Raw genomic sequence first — 15,794 nt, 5'->3', positions numbered from 1 at the left:
GATGCCGCTCGCGCAGCAGACGGCCGACACCGGTTTGCGCGGTGTCGCGGCCTTCTCCGCGCGGCTGGCGTACGCGTTCATGTGCCTGACGCTGTGCTGGGGCGTGCTGACCGCGACCGGCTGGGTCCGCAACATCACCGGCCGGAAAGCACTGCGCAGCGGGCACATCGCGCTGGCCACGCTGGCGCTGGCCTTCGGCGCGATCCACGCCCTGTCGTTCCTGTTCCTGACCAGCGGCGCGTTCACCGTGGCGCAGCTGACCGTGCCGCTGACCGGGCTGGCGCGGCACAGCTTCGGCATCATCGGCATCGAGCTGATGCTCGCCGTCGCGCTCACCGCGGGCCTGCAGCGCTACACCGCCTACCGCCGCTGGCTGTGGGTGCACCGGCTGGCCTACCCGGCGGTCGCGCTGACCGCGCTGCACTCGTTCTTCGGCGCGATCGCCAACGGGCACCTCGCGCTGCTGTGGCTCGGCGGGATCACGCTGCTGGTGCCCACGGTGACGCTGGCCGTGCTGCGGTTCCTGCCCGCGCGGGTCCTGGAGCGCATCGGACTGGTCGAGGAGCTGGTGTGAAGCTGCGCAAGGGACCACGCGTGAGCGTGAACAACGAGCGGTGCGAGCTGTTCGGCACCTGCCAGTGGGAGGCGCCGGGACTGTTCGAGCTGGAGCGCAACGGCCGGCTGCGGTACCGGAGCCGGCTGACGGACGAGGACTGGGAGCCCGCGGTCGCCGCCGCCCGCAGCTGCCCCATGCAGGCCATCCAGATCAAGGGGATCTCCGATGAGTGACGGCGACCGGATCGTGATCGTGGGCGCGGGCGTGGCCGGGCTGCGTGCCGCGGAACGGTTGCGGGAACTGGGTTTCGACGGCGAACTGGTGATCGTCGGCGACGAGGCGCGCAAGCCCTACCACCGGCCGATGGTGTCCAAGCAGCTGATGATGGGCACGGTCCGCCCGGCGGACGCGACGTTGCAGACCTACACCGACCTCGACGCGCACTGGCGGCTGGGCACCCGCGCGACGCACCTGGACACGCTGCAGCGCGTCGTGCACCTGCCCGGCGGCGAGGAGCTGTGGTACGACGGGCTGGTCATCGCGACCGGGGTGGTGCCGCGGCATTTGCCCGGTTCGCCGCGGCACGATCCACGGGTGCGGGTGCTGCGCACGGTCGAGGACGCGGCCGCGGTGCGGAAGGCGCTGGCGGCCAGCAACAAGCCGGCCGTGGTGATCGGCAGCGGGCTGATCGGGTGCGAGTTCGCCGCGAGCATGCGGCAGATGGGCCGCGACGTGACGCTGGTCGGGCACGCGCGGGCGCCGCTGCACCGGTTCGGCACACGCATCGCCGAAGCGGTCACCGACATCCAGCTCAAGCACCGCGCGAGCCTGGCGATGCGGTCGGAGGTGCGGCACTGGATCGAGACGAAGGACGCGTTCGGGCTGCACCTGACCAACAACAAGCTGGTCGTGGCCAGTTGCGTGATCCTGGCGATCGGCAGCGTGCCCGCGGTCGACTGGCTGCGCGGTTCCGGGCTGGTGATCGAGGACGGGGTGCTGTGCGAGTCGACGCTGTTCGCCGTCGACGCGGACGACGTCGTGGTCGCCGGGGACGTCGCGTGCTGGCCCAACCTGCGGTTCGACGAGGTGCCGCGGCGGGTCGAGCACTGGCTCAACGCGGTGGAGTCCGGTCGCGCGGCGGCGGAGAACCTGATGGCGGGCCGCCGTGCCGCGCAGCCGTTCACGCCGATGCCGCGGGCGTGGTCGAGCCTCTACGACGCGCGGCTGCAGATGGTCGGCATGCCCGCGCTGGCGGACGACACGGTGCAGCTCGCGCAGGGCGTGACGGGTTTCGTGCGCGGCGGGAAGCTCGTCGGGGCCGCCGGGTGGGACCGCCCGCGGGCGATGCTGAACTGGACCGCGGAACTGCACCGCCGGCTGCCCGCCCCGGCGACGGTTCCGGCGCCCGAACCCGCCGACACCGAGCGAGTGCCGGACTCCCCGGCGGAGTGGCTGTCGGTGGGCTAGCAGGCGCCGGACTCCTTCACGGAACGACTGTCGGTGCGTCAGCGGCTGCCGCACTCCCCCACGGAACGGCCACCGCCGGGCCAACGGCTGCGGGTGCCTCCGGTGCTCCGCCGGAGGCACCCGCGGATCGCCGGGTAACACGGGGAAACCTGGCCGTCACCGGGGGACAAACCGTTGGCAACAGCGGCTTCCTAGCGTCGCCGGTCATGGATGCGACGACGGCTCCACCGGTTCAGCGCCAGGCCACCAAGGAAACCCTGGAGGACTACACCCTCCGCTTCGCGCCGCGGACCTACCGGCGGTGGACGCCGGCGGTCGTCGGCGCCTCGGCGCTCGGCGGCATCGCCTACATGGCCGACTTCTCGATCGGCGCGGGCATCGGCCTGACGCACGGCACCGGCAACGCCCTGCTCGCGATCGGCGTCGCGGCGGTCGTCATCTTCGTCACCGGCTTCCCGCTGGCCTACTACGGCGCGCGCTACAACATCGACCTCGACCTCATCACCCGCGGCTCCGGCTTCGGCTACTACGGCTCGGTCATCACCAGCGTCATCTTCGCCAGCTTCACGTTCATCTTCTTCGCCACCGAGGGCTCGATCATGGCGCAAGGGCTCCGCTACGCGCTGGGCCTGCCGCTGTGGCTGGGGTACCTGGTGTCCACTTTGGTCATCATCCCGCTGGTGATCTACGGCATGAAAGCGCTTGCGAAGCTGCAGAGCTGGACCAACCCGCTGTGGCTGCTGCTGATGGTCGCCCCGCTGGTGTTCCTCATCGTCCAGGACCCGGATTCGGTGTCGCGCTGGCTGTCCCACGAAGGCACCGGCGGTTCCGGCTTGAGCACGGCGGCGGTGATGCTCGGCGCGGGCGTGTGCCTGTCGCTGATGGGGCAGATCGGCGAGCAGATCGACTACCTGCGCTTCATGCCGCCGCGCACGGCCGAGAACCGGCGCGCCTGGTGGACGTCGGTCGTGCTGGCCGGGCCCGGCTGGGTGCTGTTCGGCGCGGTCAAGCAGGCGATCGGCGTGTTCATGGCGGTCTACGTCCTCGACGCCGTCGGCGCGGCGGCCGCGGTCGAGCCGATCGAGCAGTTCACCGGCGTGTTCAAGCAGATGATGCCGCCGTGGCTGGTCGTCCCGCTGGCGCTCGTGCTGGTCGTGCTCAGCCAGGTGAAGATCAACGTCACCAACGCCTACTCCGGGTCGCTGGCGTGGACGAACTCGTTCACCCGGGTCACCAAGCGCTACCCGGGGCGCCTGGTCTTCGTGCTGGTCAACCTCGCGATCGCGCTGGTCCTGATGGAGGCGAACATGTTCAGCTTCCTCAACAACGTGCTCAGCTTCTACTCCAACTGCGCGATGGCCTGGGTCGTCACGGTCGCCACCGACATCGGGGTCAACAAGTACCTGCTCAAGCTGTCGCCGAAGCAGCCGGAGTTCCGGCGCGGGATGCTCTACGCGGTCAACCCGGTCGGGGTGGTGTCCTTCGTGGCCTCGTCGGCCCTGTCCATCGCGGTCTATTTCGGACTGTTCGGGGACGCGATACAGCCGTACTCGCCGCTGGTTGCGGTGGTGATCGCGGTGGTGCTGACCCCGCTGGTGGCGATCCTGACCCGCGGCCGGTACTACCTGCGCCGCACGGACGACGGCATCACCGAGCCGCTGCTGGACGCCGACGGCAACCCGAGCGGCACCCGCTACGACTGCGTGGTGTGCGGCGAGCCCTACGAGCGCCCGGACATGACGGCGAGCGCGGCCGGCGGCACGATCTGCTCGCTGTGCCTGAGCACCGACCGCACGGGCGCGCACGTGCTGCCCGCATAGTCAACCGGACAGGGCCCGCGCCGCGATCGCGACGAAGTCCTCCAGGTGCGGGCGCCGGTGCCCGTCGGCGACGGCGAGGCAGATTTCGAACTCCTCGGCGTCGCTGATGGTCCGGTGGACCACGTCCGGCCGCGAGTAGTAGCGCGCCACGCTGCGCGGGATCATCGTGATGCCGAGACCGGCCGCGACCAGCTCCAGCTTCTCCTCGATCGTGCTGATCCGCCTGGTCTGCGCGTCGATGACGTGTTCGCCGTCGAGGTCGGCGTGCCGGACGCGTCGCCGCGCGGCCAGCGGGTGCGCGGCGGGCAGGCACACGACCTTCGGCTCGCTGCCGACGCGGAGGGTCTTCAGGCCGGCGCGGTCGAACGGCTGTCGCAGGTACCCGACGTCGGCGCGGCCGTCACGCATCGCCTCGGCCTGCTCGAACCAGTTGAGGTGCAGCAGCTCGACCTCGACGCCCGGGTGGGCCTGCGCGAACGCCCGGACCGCGGGCGAGACGGTGAGCCCCGGCGCGAACCCGAGCACCAGCCGCCGCGCACCCCGCGCCGCGCCGTACGCCCGGCGGGTCGCGGCCACCGCCGCCGCCAGGACGCCGGGCGCGTCCGCGTACAGCTGCTCACCGGCCGCCGTCAGCCGCACCGAACGCGTGGTGCGCTCCAGCAGCTCGCAGCCCAGTTCCCGTTCCAGCGCGCGGATCTGCCTGCTCAGCACCGGCTGCGCGATGTGCAGCCGCTCGGCCGCGCGGCCGAAGTGCCCGTGCTCGGCGACGGCGGTGAAGTACCGCAGCTTGCGCAGATCCAGATCCATACCGGAAGGGTATCAATGTCCGCGAAGAGGTATTGGACGATCGGCGCCCTGCGGGCGGAGGGTGGATCCCATGATCGTGGTAACCGCACCCACCGGCCGCATCGGCCGTCAGCTCACCGAATCCCTGCTCGCCGCGGACGCGCCGGTTCGCGTCATCGTGCGCGACCCGTCCCGGCTCACCGCGGAGGTCCGCGAGAAGGCCGAGGTCGTCATCGGCTCGCACGGCGACCCCGAGACCGTCGGCAAGGCGTTCGCGGACGCCGACGCGGTCTTCTGGCTCCTCCCGCCGAACCACTCCGCCGAAAGCCTGGACGCCGCGTTCCTGGACTTCACCCGTCCCGCGTGCGAGGTGTTCCGCGGCCGGGACCTGCGGGTGGTCGGGGTGTCGGCGGTCGGTCGCGGCGTGGCGGTCAACGCCGGGCACGTGTCGGCGTCGCTGGCGATGGACGACCTGATCGCGAGCACCGGCGTCCGGTACCGGGCGCTGACGATGCCGACCTTCATGGACAACCTCCTCTGGCAGGTGCCGTCGATCGCGCGGGACGGGGTGTTCGCCGAGATGGCCGTCCCGGACCACCGGCGGCCACTGTGCGCGACGAAGGACATCGCCGACGCCGCCGCCCGGCTGCTGCTCGACGATTCGTGGAGCGGCCACGGCGAGGTGCCGGTGCTCGGGCCGGAGGACCTCACTTACCTGGAGGTGGCGGAGATCATGTCGGACGTGCTGGGCAAGCCGGTGCGGTTCGAGCAGCTCTCGGCCGAGGCGTTGAAGGCGGGTCTGCGGCAGCGGGGCTGGTCCGAGGCGATGGCGCAGGGCATGATCGACATGGCGGCGGCCAAGAACGCGGGCCTGGACAACGCGGAACCGCGCACGCCGGAAGCCACCACGCCGACGACGTTGCGCCAGTGGTGCGAGGAGGTTCTGCGGCCGGCGGTAGCATCCGCTGGGTGAAGATGATCGCCGTTCCGGGCGGGAGTGTGACGGTGTCCGACCGGCGCACACAGCGCAGCTGGGCCGTCGAGGTGGCGCCCTTCCGGATGGCGGCGCACCAGGTGACGCAGGCGCAGTACGCGGCGGTGACCGGTTCGCGTCCCAGCGCTTCCCGGGGTTCGGAACTGCCGGTGGAGAGCGTGACGTGGGCCGACGCGGTGCGGTTCTGCAACGCGTTGTCCGTCCATGAAGGACTGTCCCCAGTGTACTCGTTCGGGGATGACGTGGAGTGGGACCGGGCCGCGGACGGCTACCGCCTGCCCACCGAGGCGGAGTGGGAGCACGCCTGCCGCGCCGGAACGGATGGCCCGCGGTACGGCGATCTCGACGAGATCGCGTGGCACCGCGGGAATTCCGGCGAGCGGATCCACGAGGTCGGCGGGAAGCGCCCGAACGCGTGGGGGTTGCACGACATGATCGGCAACGCGTGGGACTGGTGCTGGGACGTCTACGACGCCGAGGTGTACGGCCCGTACCGCGTCCTGCGCGGCGGCGGCTGGTTCGACGAGCACTGGAGCTGCCGAGCCTCCGTCCGGCGGCGCAGCCACCCATCCTTCCGCAGCGACGACGTCGGTTTCCGGGTGACCCGCTCCGGCTGACCGCGGCGCGGGTCCGGCTGGTCTACGCCAGCGTGGTGCCGCCCGCCGCGCAGCCGGGGCCGGCCTGCGCCGTGGAAACGGCCGCGCTCCGCCCGGCCTTTTCCGGTGGCGAGCTCCGACAGAGCGGGGCGCGGGGCTCTTGTGCCGTCGCCGGTCTACGCCAGCGTGGTGCCGCCCGCCGCCCAGGCGGGCCGGCCTGCGCACCGCTCGGTTGCCGCGCCTGAGACGACCAAGCCGCGCTCACGCGGGGCCGCTCATACAGCAGTGTGGTGCCGCCCGCCGCGCAGCCGGGGCCGGCCGGTGCCGTGGAAACGGCCGCGCTCCGCCCGGCCTTTTCCGGTGGCGAGCTCCGACAGAGCGGGGCGCGGGGCTCTTGTGCTGTCGCCGGTCTACGCCAGCGTGGTGCCGCCCGCCGCCCAGGCGGGCCGGTCTGCGCACCGGAAGTGGTCGCGCCCCGCTTGGTGGCCACGCGTGAGATGGCCACCGGACAGCGCCTCGCCCGGGCCGGGCCAGCCTTGCCCGGCCAGTGCCATGCGCGGCTGGGCGGGGCGCGCGGATCCAGCGCTGTCGCTGGTCTAGGCCACTGAGGTGCCGCCGCCGCGCAGCCGGGACAGCCCGTGCCCTGGAAGTGGTCGCGCCCTGATCGGTGGCCGCGCGTGAGCACGACCAAGCCGCGCTCACGCGGGCCACTCACCGGCACCGGGCCGGTGCTTCTCCACCAATGAATCCACCGCCGCGGGCCGCGCCCCACCCCGGAGCGCGGCTCGCGCGGTGTCCGTCCTACTCGGTCGGCGCCTCGGCCGCCGCCGGCTGCGCCTCGCCGATCAGGTTCGACGCCCACTCCGTCACGCGCCGCGCGACGTCTTGCGCCGTCAGGCCCACGCTGGCGAGCACCTCCTCGCGCGAGGCGTGCGGCAGGAACTCCTGCGGCACGGCCAGGTCCCGCAGCGGCACGTCGCACTCGGCGTCCCGCAGCACGGATGCCAGCGCGCTGCCGAAACCACCGTGCCTGCCGCTGTCCTCGACCGTCACGACCAGCCGGTGCTCACTCGCCAGGCCGACCAGCTCGCGCGGCACCGGCAGCACCCACCGCGGATCCACCACCGTCACGCCGATGCCCTGGTCGGCCAGCCGCTCGGCGGCGGCCAGCCCGAGCGGCGCGAACGCGCCCACCGCGACCAGCAGCACGTCGGCGCCCGCGCCTTCCCGCGGCCGCCGCAGCACGTCGACCACGCCGATGCGCTCCACCGCGGGCACCGACTCGGTGACGCTGCCCTTGGAGAACCGCAGCGCGGTCGGCCCGTCGGACACCGCGACCGCCTCCCGCAGCTCCTCGCGCATCGTCTGCGCGTCGCGCGGCGCGGCGACCCGGATGCCGGGCACCATGCCCAGCAGCGACAGGTCCCACATGCCGTGGTGGCTCGGCCCGTCCGGCCCGGTGATGCCGGCCCGGTCCAGGACCAGCGTGACCGGCTGGCGGTGCAGCGCCACGTCCATCAGCAGCTGGTCGAACGCCCGGTTGAGGAACGTCGAGTACACCGCGACCACCGGGTGCAGCCCGCCCATCGCGAGGCCGGCGGCCGAGGTCAGCGCGTGCTGCTCGGCGATGCCCACGTCGAACCAGCGGTCCGGGTGCCGCTCGGCGAACTCGTGCAGTCCCGTCGAACGCAGCATCGCGGCGGTGATCGCCACGACGTCCTCGCGCTCCTCGCCGATGCGCGCCAGCTCGTCCCCGAACACCGCGGTCCAGCTCAGGCCCTTCGGCTTGGGCAGACCGGTCTCCGGGTCGATCGGGTCGGTCTGGTGCATCTGGTCGGCCTCGTGGTTCACCGCGGGCGGGTAACCGTGGCCCTTCTCGGTGACCGCGTGCACGACGACCGGCCCGCCGAACGCCTTCGCCGCCTGGAACGCCTTCTCCAGCGCCGCGATGTCGTGCCCGTCGACCGGGCCGAGGTACTTCAGCTTGAGGTCGGAGAACATCTCCTGCGGGCTCAGCGCGTCCTTGATGCCGGCCTTCGCCGCGTGCAGCGCCGCGTAGATCGGCTTGCCCACCACCGGCGTGTTGAGCAGCAGCTCACGCCCGCCGTCGAGCATGCGCTCGTAGCCCGGCTGCAGCCGCAGCGAAGCCAGGTGCTCGGCGAACCCGCCGATCGTCGGCGAGTAGGACCGGCCGTTGTCGTTGACCACGATCACCACGGGACGGCCCGGCTCTGCGGCGATGTTGTTCAGCGCCTCCCAGCACATGCCGCCGGTCAGCGCGCCGTCCCCGACGACCGCGACGGCGTGCCGCCCGCCGCCGGCGAGCTCGAACGCCTTCGACAGTCCGTCCACATAGGACAAGGCGGTGGAGGCGTGGCTGTTCTCCACCAGGTCGTGCTCGCTCTCCTCACGGGACGGATAGCCCGAGGGCCCGCCCTGCTGGCGCAGCAGGTCGAACTCGGTGTGCCGGCCGGTCACGATCTTGTGCACGTAGCACTGGTGACCGACGTCCCAGACGATCGCGTCCTTCGGCGAGTCGAACACCCGGTGCAGCGCCAGGGTCAGCTCGACCACGCCGAGGTTGGGGCCGAGGTGGCCGCCGGAGCGGCGGACCTTGTCGACCAGGAAGTCGCGGATCTCCCCCGCCAGGTGCTCGAGCTGGCCGTGTCCCATGCGCTTCAGGTCGGCCGGTCCGTGCACGGACTCCAGCAGCGTCACTTTCCACCTCACCCGCATAGATACCTCGCCCTGCCCGCCAGGGCGCGTCCAGTCAGTCTACGGAGAACCGTAGTCCTCCGGCCGCCCCGCGCGTCCCGGGTCACTGATCACGCGGTGAGAAGGTGCCTGCCGCTGCCGCGACCGTGTGAACACTGTCTCACTGACATGACGCACCGGGGTGCGCACGTGGTGACATCCCGTGAGATCGGGTCCGGCCAGGCGTGGCGTTACATCAGGCCACGGGATTGCTGAACCGATCAAGACTGGTGTGGGTGGCGGGGCGGGCGAGATCAGCCGCGGGCCAGATGCCGACGACCAGGCGGACCGAGCGTGCGGGTGACGGGTTGGACCCGGGCGCTGCGGGGTGGGTGCCGTCAGTGCGGCTGCCGCAGCTCGGGGTCAGCACGGCGGCTCACCGCCCGGCCAGCTCCACCCCGGCAGGCAGCGTCCCGGCCCGGTGCAGCTCGTCGACGTGGGTGAGCAGCGTCTCCCGGAACGCGCGGGCCGCGTTGGTCGGCGCCACGTCCGTCCGCTGAGCCAGCGCGATCGTCCGGGTGATCTCCGGTGCGGTCAGCGGCGTCCCGCGCAGCGCAGGCCGCCCGGCGAGCACCAGGCTCGGCACCACCGCGACCCCCAGCCCCACCTCGACGAACCGGAGCACGGCGTCCATCTCCCCGCCCTGCGCCGCGAACACCGGCGTGAACCCGGCGGCGCGGCAGGCCTGCAGGGTGGTGTCCCGCAGGTCGTAGCCCTCCCGGAACATCACCAGCGGCCGGTCGCGCAGCTCGGCCAGCCGGACCTCCTCGCCCAGGTCCACCCCGGCGGGCGCGGCCACCACCAGCCGCTCCCGCAGCAGCGGCACTGTCGTCAGGGCCGCCTCCTCCCCGGCCGCGATCAGAACCGCCAGGTCCAGCTCGCCGTGCGTCAGCGCCCGCACCAGGTCCTTCGACCCGCTCTCCTCCACCACCAGCTCGATGCCCGGGTACTCGCGGTGGAAGCGGTGCAGCACGTCGGCGAACACGGTGACGCACAGGCTCGGCGTCGCGCCCACCCGGACCCGGCCGCGGCGTAGTCCGACCAGCTCGGCGACCTCCAGCCGCGCGGTGTCGACGTCGGCGGCGATGCGCCGCGCGATCGGCAGCAGCGCCTCGCCGGCCGGGGTGAGCGTGACGTTGCCCCGCGCCCGGCTGAACAGCGGCGCGCCCAGCTCGTCCTCCAGCGCGCGGACCTGCTTGCTCAGTGAGGGCTGCGCCACATACGTGCGCTCGGCGGCGCGCGTGAAGTGCCGTGTCTCGGCCACGGCCAGGAAGTACAGCAACTGCTGCAAGGTCATAGCTTCAGGCTATCGTCTCCAGCGCTTCGATATATTGGACGACTCGTCACCGCGGGCCGCACGCTGCCCACGTGGCCCTTCTCGAACGTTCCGCACCACCACGACCACGCCGGCTGTGGTCCTCGACCGTCGGGCAGAAGGCGATCATGGCCGTGACCGGCCTGCTCCTGCTGCTCTTCGTCATCGCGCACATGCTGGGCAACCTGAAGTTCTTCGTGTCCGCGGCGAGCTTCGACCACTACGCGGCCTGGCTGCGCACGATCCTGGACAGCGTCCTCGGGCACTCCGGGTTCCTGTGGGTGCTGCGCGCCGGGCTGGTCGTCTGCGTCGTGCTGCACGCTCTCACCGCGGCTCGTCTCGCGCGTCGCGCCCGGGCCGCCCGGCCGGTCCGATACGCCCACCGCGGGCGCGTCCAGGGCGACTACGCGGCACGCACCATGCGCTGGGGCGGGGTGATCCTCGCGTTGTTCGTCGTCTATCACGTGCTCGACCTGACCACCGGGCACCTCAACCCGAACGGAGTGCCGGGCGCGGTGCACGACAACGTCGTCGCCGACTTCCGGCTCTGGTACGTGACGCTGGTCTACACGCTGGCCGTGGTCGCGCTCGGGTTCCACATCCGGCACGGCCTGTGGAGCGCGCTGCAGAGCCTGGGCACGTCCGGCGCCGCGCGACGCACCGCGCAGGGCGTCGCGCTCGGCGTCGCGGTCGCCGTCACCGCCGGGTACCTGTCCGTCCCGTTCGCCGTCGTCACCGGATTGGCCGGGTGAGCACCGTGTTCGTCGAAGGAACCCCGATCTCCGACACCCGCGCGCCGGACGTCCCGCTCGAACAGCGCTGGGAGCGGCGGCGGTTCACCGCCCGCCTGGTCAACCCCGCCAACCGGCGACGGCTCTCGGTCATCGTGGTCGGCACCGGCCTGGCCGGCGCGTCCGCCGCGGCGACTCTGGCCGAACTGGGCTACCAGGTCCGCTCGTTCTGCTACCAGGACAGCCCGCGCCGCGCGCACAGCATCGCGGCTCAGGGCGGGATCAACGCGGCCAAGAACTACCGCGGCGACGGCGACAGCGTCCACCGGCTCTTCTACGACACGGTGAAGGGCGGCGACTTCCGGGCGCGGGAGTCCAATGTGCACCGTCTGGCCGAGCTGAGCGTGCGGATCATCGACCAGGCCGTGGCCCAGGGCGTGCCGTTCGCGCGGGAGTACGGCGGGCTGCTGGACACGCGCTCGTTCGGCGGGGCGCAGGTGTCCCGGACCTTCTATGCCCGCGGGCAGACCGGGCAGCAACTGCTGCTCGGCGCTTACCAGGCGATGGCGCGGCAGATCCACCTCGGACGGATCGCGATGCACCCGCGCACCGAGATGCTTGATCTCGTCGTGGTGGACGGCCGGGCACGCGGGGTCGTGGTGCGGAACCTGGTCACCGGCGAGATCTCCACACACGTCGCGGACGCGGTGGTGCTGGCCACCGGCGGGTACGGCAACGCCTTCCACCTGTCCACGAACGCCAAGGGCTGCAACGCGACCGCGATCTGGCGCGCGCACCGGCGGGGTGCGCTGTTCGCCAACCCGTGCTTCACGCAGATCCACCCGACGTGCATCCCGGTCAGCGGCGGGCACCAGTCGAAGCTGACGTTGATGAGCGAGTCCCTGCGCAACGACGGGCGGGTGTGGGTGCCACTCGCGGCCGGTGACACGCGGCCGCCGTCGCAGATCCCGGAAGCGGAGCGCGACTACTTCCTGGAGCGTCGGTACCCGGCGTTCGGGAACCTCGTGCCGCGCGACATCGCCTCCCGCGCGGTGAAGAGCGTGTGCGACGCGGGCCGCGGGGTCGGGCCCGGCGGGCTCGGGGTGTACCTGGACTTCGCGGACGCGCTGGAGCGGCTCGGCCGGGACGGCGTGGAATCCCGCTACGGCAACCTGTTCGCGATGTACGAGCGGATCACCGGGGACGACCCGTACCGGGTGCCGATGCGCATCTACCCGGCCGTGCACTACACGATGGGCGGGCTGTGGGTCGACTACGACCTGCGCAGCACCATCCCCGGCCTGTTCGTGATCGGCGAGGCGAACTTCTCCGACCACGGCGCCAACCGGCTCGGGGCGAGCGCGTTGATGCAGGGCCTCGCGGACGGGTACTTCGTGCTGCCCACGACGATCGGCGACTACCTGGCCGACGGCCCGTTCCCGGCGGTCGGCGACGTGTCCGGGACGCAGGCGGAGGTCGAGGACCGGATCGCGCGGCTGCTGGCCGTGGACGGGGACCGGTCCGCGGAGGACTTCCACCGCGAGCTGGGCGCGGTGCTGTGGGAGCACTGCGGGATGAGCCGCAGCGAGACGGGGCTGCGGAAGGCGCTGGAGCTGATCCTGGCGCTGCGCGAGGAGTTCTGGTCGCGGCTGCGGGTGCCGGGTTCGGGGGCTTCGCTCAACCAGTCGCTGGAGAAGGCCGGGCGGGTCGCGGACTTCCTGGAGCTGGCGGAGCTGATGTGCGTGGACGCGTTGCACCGCACCGAATCCTGCGGCGGGCACTTCCGGGAGGAGAGCCAGACCGCCGACGGCGAGGCGCGGCGCGACGACGCGGCGTTCTCGTACGTGGCCGCGTGGGAGTTCACCGGGGTGGGGCAGCCGCCGGTGCTGCACCGCGAGGCGTTGTCGTTCGACCATGTCACACCCAGTCAGCGGAGCTACTCGTGAAACTCGTGTTGAAGATCTGGCGGCAGAAGGACGCGGCGGACCGCGGCCGGCTGGTGCGGTACGAGGTGGACGACCTGTCGCCGGACATGTCGTTCCTGGAGGTGCTCGACGTGCTGAACGAGCGCCTCACCGCCGCGGGCGAGGAGCCGGTGGCGTTCGACCACGACTGCCGGGAGGGCATTTGCGGGGCGTGCGGGGTCGTGATCGACGGCACGGCGCACGGTCCTCAGGCCGCGACCACCACGTGCCAGCTGCACCTGCGGCACTTCGCGGACGGGCAGACGGTGACGGTGGAGCCGTGGCGGGCGCGGGCTTTCCCGGTGGTCAAGGACTTGGTGGTCGATCGTGGGGCGCTGGACCGGATCATCGAAGCGGGCGGGTACATCACCGCGCCGACCGGCAGCGCACCCGAAGCCCACGCGACGCCGGTGCCGAAGCCGGCGGCGGACATCGCTTTCGAAGCGGCGGCGTGCATCGGCTGCGGTGCTTGTGTGGCCGCGTGCCCGAACGGTTCGGCCATGCTGTTCACCGCCGCCAAGGCGACGCACCTGGGGGTCCTCCCGCAGGGCGAGCCGGAACGGCCGGCGCGGGCGGTGTCGATGGTGGCCGCGCAGGACGCGGAGGGCTTCGGAGGCTGCACCAACAGCGGCGAGTGCACGGCGGTGTGCCCGAAGGGCATTCCGCTGGACACGATAGGGCGCCTGAATCGGGACGTGCTGGGCGCGGCGTTGCGGCCCGGGTGATGGGCTGGCGGCGGTGGGGCGGGGCGGCCGGGCGGCGGTGGGACGCGGCGGTGGGGCGGGGCGGGGCGGGGCAGTGCTGCGGCGGGGCGCCCCGGGGCGTAGCGACGCTGCGGCGGCGGGGCGGCGGGGCGGCGGCGGGGCGGCCGGGCGGCGCTACGGCGCTGCGGTCCGGGTGATGGGCCGGCCGCGCTGCGGCGGCAGGGCGCAGCGGCAGGGCGCAGCGGCAGGGCGAAGCGGCAGGGCGAAGCGGCGCTGCGGCCCCGGTGGTGCGCCCTGTGGGGGTGGCGGGGCGGGACGGCAGCCACGCGCGCGCAGGCGGCGGGGCAGCGCGGCGGCCACGCGCGCGCAACGCGCGGGCGGGGCGCCCGATGAGGCAGCGGCGTGCAGGCGGGAGCGGAACCGCAGCGGACGGGGTGGAAGCGGGTGGCGCGCAGGCGGCGGCGCGCCGATGAGGCGGCGGCGTTCAGGTAGGGCGGAAGCGTCGCAGACGGCACGCGGAAGCGGGGCGGGCGCGGCGCAGCAGCGCCGGCTGCGCAGCAGCGCGATGTCACACGCGTGCCTGGCGCTGCCGAGCAGCCGCATCCCGGGCAGCGTTCTCAGGGCGAACCGTGCGCGCGGGAGCGCGGCCGCAGCGGCGGCGGCGTGGCAGTGCGCGGCGCGGCAGCGCGGCAGCGCGCAGCGCGGCAGCGCGCGGCGCGGCAGCACGGTGACGCGGCCCCAGCGGCAGTGCGGCCTCATTGGCAGCCGGCATCAGCGGCGGCGACGCGGTAGCGCGGCCTCAGCGGCAGCGAGCCTCAGCGGCGACGCGGCCTCAGCGGCCCCAGCGCGCGCCGCAGCGTGGGGCGGCTTCGGGGCTGCCGAGCAGCCGCATCCTGGGCAATGCATCACCGCCGCCCACCCTCGCCCGCGGCCAAGGCGAAGCGCGCCGCCCCAGGCCGCGCCGCTTCGGGGCGGCCGCGCCTCAAAGTCCTAACCCGCCTCCACCTCGGCGCGCTCCACCGTCAGCCGTGCGTGGTTGGCGGCTTCTCGGCCTGCTGTCCAGCCCTCGCCGTTGCTGATGGTTGTCCGGCGGGTTGTCGTGTGCGGGAACAACTCCGTGAACAGCGTGTCCACCTCCTGGCGGCGCCGGGCGAGGATCGGGACCAGCCGCGCCTCCGCGAACTCCGCTCCCGCCGCGCGGTCGGCGTCGGTCAGGCGTTCGCCTATTCGCGTCGCGTAGGCGAGCAGGAAGGCGTGCCGGAACGAGCGGGTCCGCGCGCCGCGGCCGGCGGACAGCATCGCCTCGTTCGCCTGCACCAGCAGCGACGTCGACAGCAACTCCACCAGGTCCAGATCGACCTCGTGGCCGACCAGCGCCACGAACCCCAGCTTGGCGTAGAACGCGGCCCGGCACCGGTTGGCCATCGCGACCGCCGACACCAGCGACGACTTCGGCCCGAGGTACGGCTGCTCCAGCCAGAACCGCCGCGCCGAACCCGCCCTCGGCACCGGCTCGTCCACCAGCGCCTGCTCGAACGAGTACCGGCTCATCAGCTGCTGCGCCTTCGCCGACAGCGCCTCCGCCTCCTCGGGGAACGACGTCGACTCCGCCTTCGCCAGCAGCGCCCGTATCCGCGCCAGCACCTTCTCGTCCACGCCCGCCCGCTCCGCCGGCACAGGCACCTCCGGCAACCGCGGCAGGGGCAGCAGCACCTCCAGCACCGACAGCACCACGAGCAACGCCGCCACGCGCTCCACGCCGTGCCGCTCCGACCACCGCTCCAGCAACGGCCGCTCGGCGCCGTCGCACCCGGCGAGCGCGTCCGACGTCAGCGCGACCCCGCGCCGGTCCAGCCGCCGCACCGCGATCTGGTGCACGTCCCCCGGCTGCCACCCGGTCCGCCACAACCGGGACAGCACCTCGCGCAGCGCCAGCTCCGCCGCCCGGTCGATCAGCCGCGCGTCGTAGCGCGGGCCCGCCAGCTCCCGCGCGGCGAGCTCACCCAGCCGCCGCTGGGCGGCATCGCACAGCAGGACGGCGAACGTTTCCACGGTGGACTCGGCCATGCCCGCATCATGCCGGAGGGCACCGACAATTCCGGGCGCC

General features: G+C 72.9%; 13 protein-coding genes. 9 read left to right on the top strand and 4 right to left on the bottom strand.

Annotated elements, in window-relative coordinates:
- Position 1 precedes the first annotated feature (1 nt).
- From L2C96_RS36255 to L2C96_RS36240, 4 genes are all read left to right on the top strand, one after another.
- Positions 2 to 574 carry a ferric reductase-like transmembrane domain-containing protein gene (locus tag L2C96_RS36255; RefSeq protein WP_039791948.1) on the top strand — a complete coding sequence of 191 codons (573 nt, stop codon included), beginning with the start codon at positions 2 to 4 and terminating at the stop codon, positions 572 to 574.
- Positions 571 to 789, top strand: a complete 219-nt coding sequence (locus tag L2C96_RS36250) for a ferredoxin (protein ID WP_020422406.1) — start codon at positions 571 to 573, stop codon at positions 787 to 789. The genes L2C96_RS36255 and L2C96_RS36250 overlap by 4 nt, the downstream gene beginning before the upstream one ends.
- Entirely contained in the window at positions 782 to 2,023 is a 1,242-nt protein-coding gene (locus L2C96_RS36245; protein ID WP_237339411.1) for an NAD(P)/FAD-dependent oxidoreductase, read from the top strand. The genes L2C96_RS36250 and L2C96_RS36245 overlap by 8 nt, the downstream gene beginning before the upstream one ends.
- A gap of 206 nt (positions 2,024 to 2,229) precedes the next feature.
- Positions 2,230 to 3,843: a purine-cytosine permease family protein gene (locus tag L2C96_RS36240; RefSeq protein WP_237339410.1), complete on the top strand. Its 1,614-nt coding sequence runs from the start codon at positions 2,230 to 2,232 to the stop codon at positions 3,841 to 3,843.
- On the opposite strand, the gene L2C96_RS36235 is transcribed toward L2C96_RS36240, so the two are convergent.
- The gene (locus L2C96_RS36235) at positions 3,844 to 4,650 is read right to left on the bottom strand and encodes a LysR family transcriptional regulator (RefSeq protein WP_237339409.1); all 807 of its coding nucleotides are present in this window, start codon (positions 4,648 to 4,650) and stop codon (positions 3,844 to 3,846) included.
- A gap of 70 nt (positions 4,651 to 4,720) precedes the next feature.
- Here L2C96_RS36235 and L2C96_RS36230 point away from each other — a divergent pair, with 70 nt between their 5' ends.
- Positions 4,721 to 5,602: an NmrA family NAD(P)-binding protein gene (locus L2C96_RS36230; protein ID WP_237339408.1), complete on the top strand. Its 882-nt coding sequence runs from the start codon at positions 4,721 to 4,723 to the stop codon at positions 5,600 to 5,602.
- Positions 5,599 to 6,240 carry a formylglycine-generating enzyme family protein gene (locus L2C96_RS36225; RefSeq protein ID WP_237339407.1) on the top strand — a complete coding sequence of 214 codons (642 nt, stop codon included), beginning with the start codon at positions 5,599 to 5,601 and terminating at the stop codon, positions 6,238 to 6,240. Before L2C96_RS36230 ends, L2C96_RS36225 begins: the two co-directional genes overlap by 4 nt.
- A 780-nt stretch (positions 6,241 to 7,020) precedes the next feature.
- Here the strand turns inward: L2C96_RS36225 and dxs are convergent.
- Complete coding sequence (gene dxs / locus L2C96_RS36220) at positions 7,021 to 8,937, bottom strand: 1-deoxy-D-xylulose-5-phosphate synthase (RefSeq protein WP_020422412.1); 1,917 nt, start codon at positions 8,935 to 8,937, stop codon at positions 7,021 to 7,023.
- A gap of 412 nt (positions 8,938 to 9,349) precedes the next feature.
- Positions 9,350 to 10,270 carry a LysR family transcriptional regulator gene (locus L2C96_RS36215; protein ID WP_237339406.1) on the bottom strand — a complete coding sequence of 307 codons (921 nt, stop codon included), beginning with the start codon at positions 10,268 to 10,270 and terminating at the stop codon, positions 9,350 to 9,352.
- Between the two features lie 71 nt (positions 10,271 to 10,341).
- Between L2C96_RS36215 and L2C96_RS36210 the strand changes: the two genes are divergently transcribed.
- Genes L2C96_RS36210 through L2C96_RS36200 form a run of 3 tightly spaced genes read left to right on the top strand, consistent with a single transcriptional unit; the run spans position 10,342 to position 13,708 of the window.
- Positions 10,342 to 11,040, top strand: coding sequence for a succinate dehydrogenase cytochrome b subunit (locus L2C96_RS36210; RefSeq protein WP_237339405.1), 699 nt, complete (start codon positions 10,342 to 10,344; stop codon positions 11,038 to 11,040).
- A complete protein-coding gene (locus L2C96_RS36205) occupies positions 11,037 to 12,965 on the top strand; it encodes a fumarate reductase/succinate dehydrogenase flavoprotein subunit (protein ID WP_237339404.1) in 1,929 nt (642 codons plus the stop codon). The genes L2C96_RS36210 and L2C96_RS36205 overlap by 4 nt, the downstream gene beginning before the upstream one ends.
- A complete protein-coding gene (locus tag L2C96_RS36200; protein ID WP_237339403.1) occupies positions 12,962 to 13,708 on the top strand; it encodes a succinate dehydrogenase/fumarate reductase iron-sulfur subunit in 747 nt (248 codons plus the stop codon). The genes L2C96_RS36205 and L2C96_RS36200 overlap by 4 nt, the downstream gene beginning before the upstream one ends.
- Positions 13,709 to 14,677: 969 nt before the next feature.
- On the opposite strand, the gene L2C96_RS36195 is transcribed toward L2C96_RS36200, so the two are convergent.
- Positions 14,678 to 15,754 (bottom strand): DUF2786 domain-containing protein, encoded by a 1,077-nt coding sequence (locus L2C96_RS36195; RefSeq protein ID WP_237339402.1) that lies wholly within the window; start codon positions 15,752 to 15,754, stop codon positions 14,678 to 14,680.
- Positions 15,755 to 15,794: the final 40 nt, after the last annotated feature.

Source organism: Amycolatopsis tucumanensis (assembly GCF_021654135.1).
GTDB classification, from domain to species: domain Bacteria; phylum Actinomycetota; class Actinomycetes; order Mycobacteriales; family Pseudonocardiaceae; genus Amycolatopsis_E; species Amycolatopsis_E tucumanensis.
The sequence above is the reverse complement of the archived record's forward strand: the minus strand, read 5'-3'. Positions and strand labels throughout refer to the sequence as shown.